This window comes from Mesorhizobium sp. WSM4308, assembly GCF_002294905.1.
Classification (GTDB): Bacteria; Pseudomonadota; Alphaproteobacteria; order Rhizobiales; family Rhizobiaceae; genus Mesorhizobium.
Genome location: NZ_NSFW01000028.1, coordinates 21,365 through 35,554 on the forward strand (window position 1 = coordinate 21,365; position 14,190 = coordinate 35,554).

The window sequence follows — 14,190 nt, forward strand, 5'->3', positions numbered from 1 at the left end:
GCATGTCGGTTGAAACGGGTTCAGCCGACGTCTCCTTGCCCCTCACCAGGTCGCCCAAAAGCATCAGCGGTTTTGAACGAATCGCAGCGATTGTCCGCAATCGGACATAGGCTTGAAGGCGGTCGAATTCGTGCCATAAGTCGGGTTGGTCAGGGTTCAGGGAGGAATTCGTCATGACCAATTCGTTTCACACCGTCACCGTCGAAAAAGCCGCAGAAGCCTATGTCCTTTCCAGGGGAAGGGTCCGCTTTCTCTCCATGGCGCAGGCGATCCGCGCCATCCGAACACTAATGCCGGCATGCAAGGCCACCGACCGCGAGTTGGAGGAACTGTTGGCGGCCGCTTCCTTCGTTCATGGCGTGCCCGTCGCCTTCGACACAAAAACAGCCGATGGTGTAGAACCACGGCTGCATTCCTAAGAGGGCATGCCGCGCCATGCAGACTGTCAGAGGGCATTCGTCAGATGGTAGTCCGCTAACTTAACTGCAGAGTCTAAAGGACGTGTTCCAGCATTGCGAACTCACCGATCGCTTTGTTGCCAAAGCTGCCAGCAAGCGATCGCCTCATCCAGCCGTTTGCACCATCTCATCACAGACATCATCGCGATGCTACCTGTCCAGCATATGTCCAGCATTTCGCAAGGCGGCCAGAAGGAGCCTCGCATAGCCTGTGACATCGATCTGGGCCTGCATCGAAAGGGGCATGCTGGTCCAGTTCTCCAACGGTGCAATGAAAGGTGAGAAGGTGCCATTGACAAGGCAACAACAGCTAACAAGGCCCTCTCGGTCCAATGCCACCACACCGATCTTGTCGCCTGGATATCCAATGGCTGCGACTCGCTGGACCTCCAGGTCACCGTCCACCCGCACGTCAAAAAGAAGGCTACCACGGCTCCTCGTGGCTATCTCAGCCGCCTTCTCATCAAAGCTTGAAGAGAGCAAGCGGACGCTTTCCACCGCCATCTGGAAAATCACCAAATCCAGTTCATTCACGGCCATATGGGCATTTCCGCGCAACGGGTGGTGATTGCAATGACACATACTGCTTGTTCACAGATGTCGGTCACGAACGATCATTCGTCGGGTTCCGGTTCCGACCAACGGTGTCGCCACCTGATCGTGCTGCGGTTCGAACCTTCCGAACGCGAGCCGAGCGCGCTATGAGGTTGGAGTCTAGGTCTCGGACCCTGCCTCGCGGCCTGCTCATCTTTGGCAGACCCGTTGCAACGCCGCCGCGATGGCGCAAACGCCAGATGACGCTGATCCATCGCTTGATCGTGAACTGAGCTTCTGAACACCATTGGGACAGCAGGGTGGAAGGGCTTGACCAACGCTGCCCCCGTTTTCCAAGAGGACCCGTCCTCGATTGAATCTTTCGAGCCCCGTGCAGCGCGCAGCCAAATGATGACCATCTGGACCCAGCTCGCAGACCGCAAGGCAAAGAGGGAACCTTCCAGGCAGCCAAGCTGCGTCGACGCAAAGAGCGGCCTTTGGAGTTCCCAGAATCGACCCTTCCATAGTTGCGACAGGCAACCACTGCACGAGTGTGGGAGAGCGAATCGCAAGCATTGCGTGAGGTCCTGCGCGTTTTCCCCTCTTGCTATTTGGCACATCGTTTGCGCCGAAGTGGGCGCAGCGTTCGACCGGAGCACTGCATGGGAGAGGGAGGAGCCCCACCCCGATCCGGTCAAGGAGAGAGACGGTGTTGGTTCCAAGAGTTCCCCGCGCGATCTTAGCGCCCCGCAAGCGCCATTTTGCCCGGACCTACGTGCAGGTACTTGCCGCCATAATCCTGGGTGCCGCAATCGGCTATTTCCATTTGGAGACCGGCCACAGCCTGAAGCCGCTCTGCGATGCCTTCGTCGATGTCGTCAAGATAATCACCGTACCTGTCATCTTCCTGACAATGGCGACCGGCATTGCCGGCATGAGCGATCTGCAGAAGGTCGGCCGAGTTGCCGCCAAGGCGATGGTTTATTTCCTTACCTTCTCGACGCTAGCACTCCTTGTCGGGCTGATTGTCGCGAATATCGTTCAGCCTGGCGCCGGCCTCAACATCGATCCGGCCTCGCTCGATGTCGAAGCCGTTAAGGGCTATGTGGCCACGGCTCACGAGCAGTCCGTGACCAGCTTCCTGATGAACATCATCCCGTCAACGATTGCCAGTGCCTTCGCGGAAGGCGACATCCTGCAAGTCTTGTTCCTCTCGGTCCTGTTCCTCTCGATCCTGTTCGGCGCGGTCTGCCGCTACAACGGCCGCTCGCTCTTCTCTCTCGTCCGATACATCAAGGACGAGCTGCTGCTCGCAATGTCCTCCTCAGAGGCCGCGCTGGCCTCGCTCATGGAGAAGATGGAAAAGGCCGGCGCCACGCATTCGGTCGTGGGTCTCATTCCATTCAATCTGGACGGCACGAATATGATGCTCGCCGCCCTTTTCATCGCCCAAGCGACGAAAACTGATCTCCCGATCGGCTGCCGGATCCTCATGCTGTTTGTCGCATTGTTCCCTTCGAACGGAACAACCCGCATTACCGGTGCAGGCCTCGTCACAATGGCTGCAACGCTCTTTCTTGTTCCGGCCGCACCGGTCACCTCCGTGGGGCTTATTCTTGGCGTCGATCAGCTTATGTCCGAATGCCACGCGCTGACGGTTTTTCTCCGCAGCGTAGCGGCAACGCTGGCTGTCACCCGGTCCGGGGCGAGCGGGATAAACGACGATTCGGGGAGCGCCTCACTAGCGGACCGTTCAGCGCTCTGGCGGTGGACGGTCAAGTCGCCCGGCGTGGTGAACACAATTCCCCGTGCGAACGACGCTCAGCTATTGGGGTGGACCCGATGGCGCAAAGCCGTATTTGAGAAACCGCCAGATCGCACCGGCACCTGTGCGCCTGTAGCAACTGCGGGGCACGATCAAAACTGACCCATTTTACACCAAAAAGGCGGCCGTTGCTGCCACGCCGTCCATGGATTGGAGACTCATGTCTAAGCCGACTGCCATCACTGTCGCAGCTCTTCTTTTACTCCTCGCCTTGCTGGCGAGCCAATATAGCGCGAACCTGCACCGGCAGGCGTGGTCGACCGACAGGCAAAAGTGGAGCGGCGCATTCGACAACGATCTCCTTCGCCAATCGCCGGCAACCCGCAAGGCGATGCCGTTCTGGTCATATTCAATGACTACCACAACTGTCCGCATTGCAGACTGGCTGATATCAACTACCAAAAAGCCTTCAAGCATGAGCCCAATCTGAAGCTTGTGATCAAACAGTTCCCGGTCCTGGGACCGGATTCCCAATTCCCAGCCTTCGCCGCACTCGCCTCGAGAAAACAGGGAAAGTTCGACGAATTCCACCGCGCCCTTATGATTTCCCCCAGTTGAAGGGTCACTCTCAAGATCGCAGCGCGTGTAGGCCTTGACGTTGAGCAGCTCAAGCGGGAATGCAAGATCCGGCCATCGCAGATGAAATGCGCGCGTCCGCGCACTCGCGAAAGGTCTGCACTTAGACGGTACGCCCGCGTTGGTGGTCGGCGATATAGTGGTCGCCGACCTTGTGGACATGGCCAGCTTGCAACGCTTGCATCGCCGATGCGCGCTCAAAGCGTGCTGGCTCTCGTGCGGGGCAGCATCTGTAGACCGGCCACGCTGTTGTTGCCGGAGCGTGCCGTTTGTGGCAGCTGGCTTTGCTGTCGCTCCTCGTAATCTTGTTGCGGTCATCCAGCTGCCGTGGGCGCCAACAACAATCCTGAGCGCCCGCGCCTGAAGTCGCTGGCCGGGTGCTCGTGAACCGAGCCCGCTTTTCTTCGGCAAGCTCAGGCGGTCTTGGCCCTGCGGCATCGCCCCCTGGCGCGGGGCAGCCTTCGGCTGCTGACGGTCGCCGGCCTGTCGGCCGGCGTCTTTCTATTGTGGCCTTCCCCCTGGCGCAGGGTGGGCAGCACTCCCTTCTAGGCCCGCCGCGGCGTCCCGCAACCCTTCGCTTGTCGCTTTCGGGTCCTCCACTCCGTTCCGGTCCTGCTGATGCAGTCCGCCTCCGACGGCGGGCCTTTCCGGTCGCTTTTGCCGCCCACCCCGCTTCCGGGGAGGGCGCGCGATTGTAGAGCGGAGGACATCACGATGCGTGCAAACAACAAACGTTGCGGCAGCCGACAGGCTGGCGCAGACAGCGGCGGGCGCACCGGCGCCAGCCTTTATCAGGAAATCACCGACCGCATCATTGCCGAACTGGAGCGCGGCACCGTGCCATGGGTCAAGCCGTGGGGCAGGGCAAGGACAGGCCTCGGCCTGCCGCGGAATGCGGCCACCCAGCGCCGATATTCCGGCATCAATATCCTGATCCTGTGGGGCGCGGTCATCGAGCGCGGTTTCCCCAGCCAGAACTGGCTCACCTTCCGGCAGGCGCTTTCGCTTGGCGGCAATGTCAGGAAGGGCGAGCACGGCACCACCATCGTTCACGCTGACCGCTTTGTTCCCAAGAACGAAAAGCAACGCGCCGACACCGATGGCGACGAACCGCAGGCGGTGCCCTTCCTGAAGCGCTTCACCGTCTTCAATGTCGCGCAGTGCGATAATCTGCCCGAACATCTTTACGCCGCCGGCGAGCCTCTGCCTGAGCGCGAGATGGTCCCGCAGGCCGAGGCGCTCATTCATGCAACCGGCGCTGATTTTCGCGTCGGCGGCGAGCGCGCCTTCTACATGCCCGGCAGCGACACCATACAGGTGCCGCCGCAGCCGGCTTTCTTCCACCAGATCGACTATTACCGGACCTGCTTTCACGAGCTTGGCCACTGGACCGGCCACCCGAGGCGACTCGCGCGCGACCTGTCCGGCTCCTTCGGGTCCAACACCTATGCGCGCGAGGAACTGGTCGCCGAAATCGCATCAGCCTTCATCTGCAGCAGTCTCGGCATCGAGCCGACCGTGCGCCATGCCGACTACATCGGCTCATGGCTGACGGTTTTGCGCGAGGACAACCGCGCCATCTTCCGCGCCGCAAGCCATGCCTCGAAAGCCGCCGATTTCCTGCTTGGCCGCAATGTCGATGTCGAAGGCGAGGCACATGCCGAAACCGCCTATGGGAGCGCGCAATCCTCACACGCGACCGCCTTGCGCCTCTGATGACGCAAAGCCGCGCGCAACCAACTCGACAGTTCTTTTGAGGTTGCCCTAACGCCGATGGCCGGCGTTGGCGTCGATCGTTCATCGGACCGAGGTTCGCAAAAAAAGAGGGCGGCATTGATGCCGCCCTCTCGTTGCGAAAGCTGCCAGAGCTGGATTAGAAATCCATGCCGCCCATGCCGCCCATGCCGCCGCCGCCCATGCCGCCAGGCATGCCGCCGCCAGCCGACTCCTTCTTCGGAGCCTCCGCGATCATGGCTTCGGTGGTGACCAGCAGGCCGGCGACCGAGGCCGCGTCCTGAAGAGCCGTACGGACAACCTTGACCGGATCGACGATACCCATGGCGATCATGTCGCCATACTCGCCGGTCTGGGCGTTGTAGCCGAAGGTCGCGCCCTTGTTCTCAAGGATCTTGCCGGCAACGATCGATGCTTCCGCACCGGCGTTGGCCGCGATCTGGCGGGCCGGAGCCTGCAGCGCACGACGCACGATGTTGATGCCGGCGGCCTGGTCGGCATTGACGCCGGTGGCCTTGATGTTGGCCGAAGCGCGCAGCAGCGCGACGCCACCACCAGCAACGATGCCTTCTTCGACGGCCGCGCGGGTCGCGTTGAGGGCGTCATCGACGCGGTCCTTCTTTTCCTTGACTTCGACTTCCGTCGCACCGCCGACGCGGATCACCGCAACGCCGCCGGCGAGCTTCGCCAGACGTTCCTGCAGCTTCTCCTTGTCGTAGTCCGAAGTGGTCTTTTCGATCTGCTGCTTGATCTGGGCAACGCGGCCCTGGATCTCGGCCTTCTTGCCGGCGCCGTCGACGATGGTGGTGTTCTCCTTGGAGATCGACACCTTCTTGGCGCGGCCGAGCATGTTGAGGCCGACGTTCTCGAGCTTGATGCCGAGGTCTTCCGAGATGACCTGGCCACCGGTGAGGATGGCGATGTCTTCCAGCATGGCCTTGCGGCGATCACCGAAGCCCGGCGCCTTGACGGCGGCGATCTTCAGGCCGCCACGCAGCTTGTTGACGACCAGCGTGGCCAGAGCCTCGCCTTCGACGTCTTCCGAGATGATGAGCAGCGGCTTCGAGGTCTGCACGACGGCTTCGAGAACCGGCAGCATGGCCTGGAGGTTGGACAGCTTCTTCTCGTGCAGGAGGATGTAGACGTCCTCGAGTTCGGCAACCATCTTGTCGGCGTTGGTGACGAAGTAGGGCGAGAGGTAGCCGCGGTCGAACTGCATGCCTTCGACGACTTCGAGTTCGGTCTCGGCGGTCTTGGCTTCCTCAACCGTGATGACGCCTTCGTTGCCGACCTTCTGCATCGCTTCGGCGATCATCTTGCCGACCGAAGCATCGCCGTTGCCGGCGATGGTGCCGACCTGGGCAACCTCTTCGGAGGTCTTGATCTTCTTGGCGTTCTTGATCAGGGTCGCAACGACGTCGGTTACCGCGAGGTCGATGCCGCGCTTCAGGTCCATCGGGTTCATGCCGGCGGCAACGGCCTTGTGGCCTTCCTGGACGATCGACTGCGCCAGAACGGTCGCGGTCGTGGTGCCGTCGCCAGCGATGTCGTTGGTCTTCGAAGCAACTTCGCGGACCATCTGCGCGCCCATGTTTTCGAACTTGTCCTCAAGCTCGATTTCCTTGGCGACGGTGACGCCGTCCTTGGTGATGCGCGGGGCGCCGAACGACTTGTCGATGACCACGTTGCGGCCCTTGGGGCCGAGCGTGACCTTCACCGCGTCAGCGAGGATGTTGACACCGCGCAGCATGCGCTCGCGGGCATCGCGGGAGAATTTTACGTCTTTGGCAGCCATTTTTAGCTCCTGGCAGGGGCTTCAATCGAGCCCGGGAATTCAGTTGACGAAAGGGCCTGATATGAGCCGATGATGCCCATGATGTCGGATTCCTTCATGATCAGAAGGTCTTCGCCATTGAGCTTGACTTCCGTGCCCGACCACTTGCTGAACAGGATGCGGTCGCCGGCCTTGACGTCCAGCGGGACCAGCTTGCCAGCTTCGTCACGAGCGCCGAAGCCGACAGCGATGATCTCGCCTTCCTGCGGCTTTTCCTTTGCCGTGTCGGGGATGATGATCCCGCCAGCGGTCTTGGATTCGGATTCGACCCGGCGAACGACCACGCGGTCATGCAGCGGGCGGAACTTCGACTTTGCCATTTTCGGATTTTTCCCTGGTGCGCTGTTGAGGGGTTTTTGTTAGCACTCGCGATGGACGAGTGCTAACGCGATAGTGAGGTAGGCTGTAAGCGGGCACTCGTCAAGACGGACGAGGGCAGGCGAGGAGCTCTGGCCCCCTCCCCGGTGGAACCCAACGCATACGCGGCATCCGCGTTGATGGCTGCGAGCCCCACATTTCCATTGAATTCGGCGTCATGACGCCAACTTGCTCGCGCCGCTTCCAAGTCGTCAGTCGTGCTGCCGTCAGCACGAACATAGGGCTGCGCTTCACTTCCCGTCGAAGCCGCGGCAAGCAGCGTCGCCGTCAGCACGCTCCTTTGCAGATGCTTGCCAAAGGTGGACAGTGAGCGCACCTGCGCCGGGCTGTTGGTGCGAACGTAAGACGTCATTGACAACTCCTTTTTGCAAGTCGAGCCCCTTCTCCACCTTCGGCCGCCGTCGACGCGAAGAAGTCCGCATCGCGTTGAAGACGAGCTGCGAAAAAGAGAAAGATGTGTTTGATGGCTGCGGCCCCAACGGTGCCTTCAGATTTGAGATCACTTCCGCCGCGAGCGGCTGAAGCTCCTCGCAACGTCAAATCGAATCTGCTGCCAAGCCTCCAGGAAAGGAGAGCATTGCTCATCTCGCGCTTGTGCATGCAGTCAACCTTCGATCCGTGTTGCCACATCAAGAGCAAATGCCGTGCCAAAGCTCACTGGGAAGTGAACGCATGGCTCTCCCTGAAAACCTCACAAATCCAGCATGGTCAATTGTGCGGAACCCGACATGCGTCTTCTGCCACTGTCAGCTTTCGGACAGGCATGACGCGTTTCGCGCCGACCACCGGTCGATCGGTTTTGGGGCCGGTCTGTTCGCCTCATAAGAGCGCGTTACATTGCGTAGCGGTTTCCCGAGCGCCGCCACATGACACTGGACCTGCAGGTAGCACCGGCTTCTCATCCAGCCTTACTTTGGCCCCCTCGCGTATCAAATTCCCGCTGGCGAGCCCTGCTTTCATAGATCGCACCATGCCGGATGTCTGCTCTGGCGCCCGACCCGCTGGCACGATCTCGATCCGGCATAAGGGCGCAGCATCTTTGCAGGCCGTTTCATCCCGGCGTCCTGCTTGGCTGACAGACCGCACTTGGCGAGCGGTCTCCATGCTCTCTCCAAGGACCATCCCTGCGGCTGGCTTGTCGACCTATGGGCGGGTCCGGCCGCCCGAAACCCTCGCGCCATCAGCTTTTTTCCCCGCCGCCTGCGGCGGCTTCCTCGCGCCGCTTCGCTCACAAAAAAGCTGCCCGCTCGGGTCCTTCACTGTCGCTGCGGCCCTGTCGGATTCAGGCGGTCCTGACGCGCCCATTACGGTGCGCCATCGCAGGGGATGGTCCCCGGCGAAACCACAAAAGGAGACTTCGAAATGACCGCGATCGGTTACGTCAACAAGCAGGAAAACGGCGCCTACAAGGGCCAGTTCAAGACGCTCAGCGTCCGCGCCGACATCGATATCGTCCCCAACCAGGCCAAGAGCGCCGATAACCATCCCGACTTCCGGGTGCTTACGCAAGGGGTCGAAGTCGGCGCTGGCTGGATCCGCACCGGCGAGACTTCCGGCAAGGATTATGTGAGCCTGTCGATTGCAGCGCCGGAGTTCGGACCGCGCAAGCTCTACGCCAATCTCGGCCGAGCCGCCGGCCAGGACGATCACGACACCTACGCCATCATCTGGAACCCGGCCGACTGACCGGCCGAGATAAGAGCCTCGCGCCGCAGCCCCGGCGCGGGGCTCATTCCCAGGAGTTCCACCCAAACCCCGTCCGCCCTAAAGGGCGGCGAAAACTCTCCCCCGACTCTTCGCCCGTCCCCGAGACGATCTCCCTCGCCCATCCTCGCCCTCGCTTGTCCGAAGCGAAACGAGGATCATCATGGACGACGAAAACGAACGCGCGGCCCGCGCGAAAAAGGGCAGCCCGTTTCTCAGCACAGCCCAAGCCGCCTTCTATATCGGGCTCTCCCAGCGCACGCTCGAAAAGATGCGGCTCAAGGGCGGCGGCCCGAAATTCCGCAAGCACGGCCGCTATGTCCGCTATCACATCGACGAACTCGACCATTGGTCGAAAGGACACCCGCAGCACTCCATCGCCGGCGATGGCAAGGCCGGTTCCGGCCAGGGCGGCACGGGAGGCCGTTCATGAGGCGGCGCCCTTCCATCCATCTGATCGGCAGCCGCCTGAGGCGTGTTCGAGCCCGTAAGACGGTCGCCTTGGCCGCGGCCGGTCTCGGTCTTTTGGGCTTCACGGCGCTGGGAAAGCCCGCCCCTTGGCTGGTCTGGAACGCCTCGGCCAGCGCGCCGATCGGCCTTTACCGCATCGCTGCGGGAGCGCTGGCGCGTGGCGATCTCGTGCTCGTGCGCCCGCCTGAATACGCGGCGTATCTCGCCGCCGAGCGCAGCTATCTGCCTCGCAATGTGCCGCTGGCAAAACGTCTTGCAGCGCTGCCGGACGATAATGTCTGCGCCTTCAATGACGCCATCATCATCGGCGGCGACATCGTCGCGCGCCGGCTCAAAATCGACGCCGAAGGCCGACCTTTGCCATGGTGGAACGGCTGCCGAGCGCTCGGGGATAACGAGGTTTTCCTGCTCGGCAGCGACAAAAACCGCTCCTTCGACAGCCGCTATTTCGGGCCTGTTCCCACTCAAAATGTCATCGGGAGGCTCGTACCACTATGGACCGAGTGACCCTCCTCTTGTTGGGCATGATCGCCATTGCGCCATGCGCCTGTTCCGCCTCGACCGGCGCTGAGCCGGTCGCCATCTCCCAAAGTCCGCAGCTGCGAAAGTGGCAGACGTTGGTATCGGAAGCAAGCCGGCGCTTCCATATTCCCCAAGCCTGGATCTATGCCGTCATGGCTGCCGAAAGCGGCGGCAAGACAATGCGCGGCGGCCGCCCCATCACCTCCCCCGCTGGCGCCATGGGCCTCATGCAGGTGATGCCCGGCACCTATGAAGAGATGCGGGTCGAACACGGCCTTGGGCCTAACCCCCACGATCCGCGCGACAATATCCTGGCCGGCACGGCCTATCTCAGTGCCATGTATGACCGCTTCGGATTTCCTGGCCTGTTTGGCGCCTACAATGCCGGTCCCGAGCGCTACGACGAGCATTTGAAGCGTGGCAAACCGCTGCCAGAAGAGACCGTCGAGTACCTCGACCAACTCAAGGCGGCCGGAGTTTCGGCGGCCGACATCGAGGCGTTCGAAAGCCAATCTGTCGCTCCAAAGGCGCAAATCGCTCCTCTCGGACGGTCGCTGTTCTTCATTCATGACGGTGTTCACTCAGGCGTGCGAAACGGCGATCTCTTCGTGCCGCTCGGCAAGGACGGCGCGCAGCCGAAGGAGCCGGTGCGTTAGCCATGGCGGACGGGGGCGCGTCTGGCGGGGCTGGGCGCGGAAGGCAAGATAAAGGTACCGCCTCCAGGAGGCGGTTAAATCTTTGTCTGCACATCGTTTTTCCGGGAGGCTGCCGCCGGTGCCAAGAGGGTTTGACGTGTAAGTGTCTGATTTTGCTTGATATGTCTGGGAGGCTCGCATTAAGGATGACGAGTTCAGGCCGAAGCTCGGCAAAATCGGGTCGCGCGGCTCGAAGGCCGGCAAACGCTATGCCGGCCAGGTTCGTGCGGCGATCAACCGGGCTGGCGGCCGGCCGCAACGCGGTGGTCGCTTCACAGGAAGCCGGACAGGGCGCGGCGGGGCGGCCGCCGCACTGCTGAAATCGCGCGACCGGTATGCCGCCTTCCGCCAGCGCCGGGTGATCGTCAAGGCGCGGGTCGTCAAGCTCGCCGGCAAGGGCGCGGACGGGGCGCGTGCCCATCTACGCTATCTTCAGCGCGACGGGGTCACCCGCGAAGGTGAACCTGGCGAGCTCTACGGCGCCGACAGCGGCCGCGTCGACGGCAAGGCGTTCATCGATCGCGCGGACGGCGACCGCCATCAGTTCCGCTTCATCGTCGCTGCCGAAGACGGCATCGAGTACGACGACCTCAAGGCGCTGACGCGGCGGCTCATGGCGCAGATGCAGGAAGACCTCGGCACGAAGCTCGACTGGGTCGCGGTCGATCATTTCAACACCGGCCACCCGCACAGCCACATCATCGTCCGTGGCAGGGACGACCGTGGCGAGAACCTGGTCATCGCGCGCGAATATATCTCATCTGGCATCCGCGAGCGGGCGGCCGAGCTGGTCAGCCTCGATCTCGGTCCGCGAACCGACCGCGAGATTGAGCTTCGCCTGCGCCGGGAAATGGAGCAGGAACGCTTCACCAGCATCGACCGTCGGCTGCTCAGCATGCGTGATGATGACGGCCTGGTCTCGCCGGGCGGTCCCGACGCCATTCGCCAGACGCTGCACCAGGGACGGCTGCGCAAGCTCGAGCGGATGGGTCTGGCCGCGGAGGTCGGCGCTGGCTCCTGGCGCCTCGACGATGAGCTCGAAGCCACGCTGCGCCGCACCGGCGAACGCGGCGACATCATCAAGACCATGCACCGCGAACTGACCGGCAAGGGGCTTGCCCGCAGGGCCGCCGACTGGGTGATCCACGATCGATCCGGCGAGCCCGTCCAGTCTCTCGTCGGTCGCGTTGTCGCGCGTGGACTGGCCGACGAGATCAATGACCGCCATTACATGATCGTCGACGCCGTCGACGGTAAGAGCCATTGGATCAACATCGGTAGAGGCGAGGCGATGGAAACGATGCCTAATGGCTGCATCGTGCGTGTCGCGCCAAGGAACACCGAGCCGAGGCAGGTCGATCGTACCATCGCCGAAATCGCCGCCGCGCATGGCGGCCGTTACGACGTCGATATGCACCTGAAGCATGACCCATCCGCCACCGAGAGCTTTGCGCGAACGCATGTGCGGCGGCTGGAGGCGATCCGCCGCGCGACCGGCGGCGTTGAGCGAGAGCCGAACGGCACCTGGCTCATCGCGCCGGACCATCTCGATCGCGTCGCGAATTATGAGGGCCAGCGGGCCAGGGCCGAGCCTGTCGTTGCCGACAAGCTCTCCTCAATGGCGCTGGAGCGACAGGTCAGCTTCAACGGCGCCACCTGGCTCGACCGGGAGCTGGTTGCCGATAGACCCGAGCCTTTGCACGGATCCGGCTTCGGCCGCGACGTGAGAGAGGCGCAAGCTCGCCGGCGGCAGTGGCTGATCGCGCAAGGCCTCGCGCATAAAGAACAGGATGGGATCGTCTATCGAGCCAACATGCTTTCGATCCTGCGCCAGCGAGAACTGAACCGTGTTGCTGGCCAACTGTCGGAGGAACTTGGCCTGCCCTATGCCGAAGCGCGATTCGGAGGACGAGTAGAGGGTACGCTCCGCCGCTCCGTCGAGCTTGCCAGCGGAAAATATGCCGTCGTTGAAAAGTCGCGCGAGTTCACGCTGGTGCCATGGCGGCCGGTGCTTGAGCGCCATGTGGGCAAGGAGGTCTCCGGTGTCGTGAGTGGGGAGGGGATTTCATGGACCGTCGGCCGGCAAAGGAGCGGACCTGGTGTTTCGTGAGATGGTGTACAGCTTTTTAGCCAGCGGCGCGGGCAGCCATGCGAGCCCGCGTAGACCTTATGGCCGCACGCCCGCAATCGGTCGCATGGACCTGCCAGGCGGGGCGGCTTTGGAGCGTTCGGACCCGACACGCTGCGTGAGTGGCCAGACTTCGAGCGCTCGAAGATGCGGACTGTTGTCTGCTGGCCGGCGTTATTCCGGCTGGCCTATGACCGCGGCGCAACAGTTCACCGCTGAAGTTGCCACGGGCGAACATCGACAAGAGAAAAAACACCATTGCGCGTTACAAATCGCCGTTGAAAGCGTTTAGGTTGCATGCGCTTCGCCAAGTAAACGGATACCCCAGAAGAGAGCCATGACCACGGCCCGCCATATCGTGACGCTGCTTAAAAGCCACATTGCCGGCGACGAGGATCGTTTCCTCTCTATCGCGATGCAGCTTGCTGCGCATGAGGCACGTCAAGGCCATGGCAAGCTTGCTCAGGAGCTCAAGGATCTGGTCGACGCAGCCAAGAGCAGGGACGCCCGGATTGCCAAGAGCAGTCGGCCGGTTCCCCTTTTTCAGCCAAAGGGCGAACTCGCAGGCCTCCTGCATGTGCGCTATCCGGACCTGCGACTGACGGACATGATTTTGCCGGACAGTCTGCGCTCGCGCCTGCACCGCGTGCTGGGAGAGCAGCGCCAACAAGCAAGCTTGCGCGAGCACGGGCTTGTTCCCCGTCGCAAACTGCTTCTGGTCGGCCCGCCAGGATCAGGCAAGACGATGACCGCATCGGCATTGGCCGGGGAGCTTCATCTGCCCCTTTTCATGATCGTCCTCGATGGTTTGATCACCAAGTTCATGGGAGAGACTGCCGGAAAGCTGCGGCTTGTTTTTGATGCAATGCAGGCGACGCGGGGCGTCTACTTCTTTGACGAATTCGATGCCATCGGCGCGCGTCGAGGCGAACGCCAGGATGTTGGCGAGATTCGGCGCGTGCTGAATTCGTTTCTGCAGTTTCTCGAGCAAGACGACAGCCACAGCCTGATTATTGCGGCAACAAATCATCCCGAGCTGCTCGACAGAGCTTTGTTCCGCCGTTTCGACGATGTCATCGAATACGCCGTGCCCGATCGGCCGATTATCGAGGCGCTGCTTCGGGCTCGACTCGACCGCTTCGACACCAGAGGGCTTGCCTGGAACGAGGCGATCTCTCAGGCAGAGAGACTGTCGCAGGCCGAGATCACCCGCGCGGCCGACGACGCTGCAAAAACCATCATATTGCGGGGGGGGAAGCGGATCACCTCGGAAGCGCTCATCGACGCTCTGAAGGAACGCCGGCAGGCTTCGCTGTCTGAGTAGCGACAGC

13 protein-coding genes and 1 pseudogene are annotated in these 14,190 nt (G+C 62.0%); 10 read left to right on the forward strand and 4 right to left on the reverse strand.

Features of this window, described 5'->3' with window-relative positions; all coding sequences use genetic code 11:
• Positions 1-173 precede the first annotated feature (173 nt).
• Positions 174-419 (forward strand): hypothetical protein, encoded by a 246-nt coding sequence (locus CK227_RS34210; RefSeq protein WP_063169243.1) that lies wholly within the window; start codon positions 174-176, stop codon positions 417-419.
• Positions 420-608: 189 nt separating this feature from the next.
• On the opposite strand, the gene CK227_RS34215 is transcribed toward CK227_RS34210, so the two are convergent.
• Positions 609-998 (reverse strand): hypothetical protein, encoded by a 390-nt coding sequence (locus CK227_RS34215; protein WP_024505560.1) that lies wholly within the window; start codon positions 996-998, stop codon positions 609-611.
• A gap of 706 nt (positions 999-1,704) precedes the next feature.
• Here CK227_RS34215 and CK227_RS34220 point away from each other — a divergent pair.
• The 3 genes from CK227_RS34220 (at position 1,705) to CK227_RS34230 (ending at position 5,109) form a co-directional block, all read left to right on the forward strand.
• Positions 1,705-2,919: a cation:dicarboxylase symporter family transporter gene (locus CK227_RS34220; RefSeq protein WP_210326676.1), complete on the forward strand. Its 1,215-nt coding sequence runs from the start codon at positions 1,705-1,707 to the stop codon at positions 2,917-2,919.
• A 171-nt stretch (positions 2,920-3,090) separates the two neighbouring features.
• Positions 3,091-3,375, forward strand: a complete 285-nt coding sequence (locus tag CK227_RS37655; RefSeq protein ID WP_224570942.1) for a thioredoxin domain-containing protein — start codon at positions 3,091-3,093, stop codon at positions 3,373-3,375.
• A gap of 732 nt (positions 3,376-4,107) precedes the next feature.
• Positions 4,108-5,109 (forward strand): zincin-like metallopeptidase domain-containing protein, encoded by a 1,002-nt coding sequence (locus CK227_RS34230; protein WP_063169241.1) that lies wholly within the window; start codon positions 4,108-4,110, stop codon positions 5,107-5,109.
• Positions 5,110-5,266: 157 nt separating this feature from the next.
• Here the strand turns inward: CK227_RS34230 and groL are convergent, their stop codons facing one another.
• The 3 genes and pseudogenes from groL to CK227_RS36520 form a co-directional block, all read right to left on the reverse strand.
• Positions 5,267-6,922: a chaperonin GroEL gene (gene groL, locus CK227_RS34235; RefSeq protein WP_063169240.1), complete on the reverse strand. Its 1,656-nt coding sequence runs from the start codon at positions 6,920-6,922 to the stop codon at positions 5,267-5,269.
• A gap of 65 nt (positions 6,923-6,987) precedes the next feature.
• A pseudogene (gene groES / locus CK227_RS34240) lies at positions 6,988-7,281 on the reverse strand (co-chaperone GroES); the annotation flags it as partial.
• A gap of 62 nt (positions 7,282-7,343) precedes the next feature.
• Positions 7,344-7,691, reverse strand: a complete 348-nt coding sequence (locus CK227_RS36520) for a hypothetical protein (RefSeq protein ID WP_063169239.1) — start codon at positions 7,689-7,691, stop codon at positions 7,344-7,346.
• A gap of 1,010 nt (positions 7,692-8,701) precedes the next feature.
• Here CK227_RS36520 and CK227_RS34245 point away from each other — a divergent pair.
• The 6 genes from CK227_RS34245 to CK227_RS34270 all read left to right on the forward strand — a co-directional run bounded on the left by CK227_RS34245 (position 8,702) and on the right by CK227_RS34270 (position 14,183).
• Complete coding sequence (locus tag CK227_RS34245; RefSeq protein WP_024505644.1) at positions 8,702-9,025, forward strand: DUF736 domain-containing protein; 324 nt, start codon at positions 8,702-8,704, stop codon at positions 9,023-9,025.
• A 181-nt stretch (positions 9,026-9,206) separates the two neighbouring features.
• On the forward strand, positions 9,207-9,476 hold the full coding sequence (locus CK227_RS34250) for a helix-turn-helix domain-containing protein (RefSeq protein WP_024505645.1): 270 nt from the start codon (positions 9,207-9,209) through the stop codon (positions 9,474-9,476).
• Positions 9,473-10,021 (forward strand): S26 family signal peptidase, encoded by a 549-nt coding sequence (locus CK227_RS34255; protein ID WP_024505646.1) that lies wholly within the window; start codon positions 9,473-9,475, stop codon positions 10,019-10,021. The genes CK227_RS34250 and CK227_RS34255 overlap by 4 nt, the downstream gene beginning before the upstream one ends.
• Positions 10,009-10,692, forward strand: a complete 684-nt coding sequence (locus CK227_RS34260) for a lytic transglycosylase domain-containing protein (protein ID WP_024505647.1) — start codon at positions 10,009-10,011, stop codon at positions 10,690-10,692. Before CK227_RS34255 ends, CK227_RS34260 begins: the two co-directional genes overlap by 13 nt.
• A gap of 178 nt (positions 10,693-10,870) precedes the next feature.
• Positions 10,871-12,841, forward strand: a complete 1,971-nt coding sequence (gene rlxS / locus CK227_RS34265) for a relaxase/mobilization nuclease RlxS (protein ID WP_063169238.1) — start codon at positions 10,871-10,873, stop codon at positions 12,839-12,841.
• A gap of 355 nt (positions 12,842-13,196) precedes the next feature.
• Entirely contained in the window at positions 13,197-14,183 is a 987-nt protein-coding gene (locus CK227_RS34270; RefSeq protein WP_024505649.1) for an ATP-binding protein, read from the forward strand.
• Positions 14,184-14,190 lie beyond the last annotated feature (7 nt).